Consider the following 1,993-nt stretch of genomic DNA (forward strand, 5'->3'; position numbering starts at 1 on the left):
ATGCAGGCATTGCTTTGGTGGTGTGTATTACCGAAGGCATCCCCGTGCAGGACATGGTGAAAGTGAAAAATTTTTTACAGGGAAAAAATACAAGATTGATTGGGCCCAACTGCCCCGGTGTAATTACAGCCGACGAATGTAAAGTGGGCATTATGCCTGGCTTTATTTTTAAAAAAGGAAGAATTGGTATTGTTTCAAAATCGGGAACATTAACTTACGAAGCTGCCGACCAGGTGGCAAAAGCAGGCCTTGGCATTTCTACTGCAATTGGTATTGGCGGCGACCCTATCATTGGCACCACCACCAAAGAAGCAGTAGAATTATTTATGAATGATCCCGAAACAGATGCCATTGTAATGATTGGTGAAATTGGTGGCGGCATGGAAGCGGAAGCGGCAAATTATATTAAGAGTACCGGAAATAAAAAACCCGTTGTTGGTTTTATTGCCGGGCAAACTGCACCTCCGGGCAGGCGTATGGGCCATGCTGGTGCTATTGTTGGTGGCGAAGATGATACTGCTGCAGCTAAAATGAAAATTATGGCAGCATGCGGTATTCATGTAGCAGCAAGCCCTGCAGATATTGGTAAAACAATGGCTGAAGCATTGAAGAAATAAATTTAAGATTTGTAAGACTGAGTTTATCAATTTTTTTTTGTCAGGCTGAGGTCATCGAAGCTTTATCGAATTTATAAAACAAATGCCCCGAAATTTCGGGGCATTGTTTATATATATAGAATCCAAAGGATTAATCGTCATCCCTGCCGCCTTTGTTACCGCGGCCACGGCCATTACCATTATTTCCCCTGTTATCGTGGTCGTCATCGCATTTCTCTTTTTTATTCTTGTTCTTATTCTTTTTTCTTCCGTAACCATAACCAACACCGTTACCATTGTTACCCGGACCGTTGCCATTATCATAATTGCCACTGTTATTATTATTTAACTGGCGCTCACTAATGCTTACCTGTCCTAAATTGTTAATAAAAAGTGTGGTTTCAACACCGGGTTTTAAATACAGGTTAGAGTTATATACTTCCTGCTGTACTGTTTTACCCCAGAAGTTTTTCTTCATTTCGTAGATGATAATATTATGATTGCCGGAACTTAACTGGCCCACATTTATTTCACCATTGTTACCATTACTTTGATATTGATAACTGTCAACATAAACCGAAACCTGGCGCTGCGATGCAGAACTTACAATTAAAGAGCTGTTTTGATTGTAATTATTGTTTTGTCTTGGCCCGCCATTTTGATTGGGATACTGTTGTGGATTTTGCTGCCACTGGGCAAATGATGAGGATATAATCCCCAGCACTGATAGTAAAGTAAAGATCTTTTTCATTGTAATAATTTTAGAAGTGAACAATTTTATTTGCAGCTTTTATTTTATTTTTTAACTGCTGATGTGTAATATTCAAACCCTATGCCGCATGCCAAACAAACACTTAATAAAATGTTAAAGAAAAATATGTAAAGGTATTTATGAAATTTATGCAACTGATACATCTGATAGCTGTATTGTAATTTTTGCGTTGCCGACTTTTATAACATATTTATAAAACTTTAAGTCACTTACAAAGGTTGGCAACCCTTCAATAACAAATTGTATCTTGTAATAAAAATAAGTTCCTTATGTTTTTAAAGAAAATTTTAACCGTAATTTTTACCCTTTTGGCATTAACCATTATGGCGCAAACAAAAAATAGTTATATACAAAATTGGAAAAAAGTGGAGGCACTCGAAAAGAAAGGCCTCACCAAATCTGCATTGGCCGAAGTAATGGTAATTTATAAACTGGCGGTAAAAGAAAACAATGATGCACAGCAAATAAAAAGCTGCATGTACCAGATAAAATACCGCAACATGGTGGAGGAAGACAGCCGTGAGAACAATATTTTTTTTGTGGATACTTTAATTGCAAAAGCCAAAGGCCCTGCAAAAAATATTTTACAAAGTATGCATGCCGAAATGTTTTGGCAATACCTTCA

The 1,993-nt window shown here is 37.5% G+C and carries 3 protein-coding genes; 2 read left to right on the top strand and 1 reads right to left on the bottom strand.

Annotation, left to right across the window (positions count from 1 at the left end; translation table 11 throughout):
• A partial coding sequence (locus ACY65O_RS17460) for a succinate--CoA ligase subunit alpha (protein ID WP_462222144.1) occupies nt 1-617 on the top strand: 617 nt, incomplete at its 5' end.
• Nucleotides 618-747: 130 nt separating this feature from the next.
• Here ACY65O_RS17460 and ACY65O_RS17465 read toward each other — a convergent pair.
• Nucleotides 748-1,347: a hypothetical protein gene (locus ACY65O_RS17465; protein WP_462222145.1), complete on the bottom strand. Its 600-nt coding sequence runs from the start codon at nt 1,345-1,347 to the stop codon at nt 748-750.
• Between the two features lie 290 nt (nt 1,348-1,637).
• Here ACY65O_RS17465 and ACY65O_RS17470 point away from each other — a divergent pair.
• A partial coding sequence (locus ACY65O_RS17470; protein ID WP_462222146.1) for a hypothetical protein occupies nt 1,638-1,993 on the top strand: 356 nt, incomplete at its 3' end.

Origin of the sequence: Ferruginibacter sp. (assembly GCF_031430955.1) — a bacterium.
Lineage (GTDB): Bacteria > Bacteroidota > Bacteroidia > Chitinophagales > Chitinophagaceae > Ferruginibacter.

Coding starts and splice junctions, on each gene's coding strand:
- ACY65O_RS17465 (WP_462222145.1), bottom strand. CDS start 1,347: ATGAAAAAGATCTTTACTTTACTATCAGTGCTGGGGATTATATCCTCA.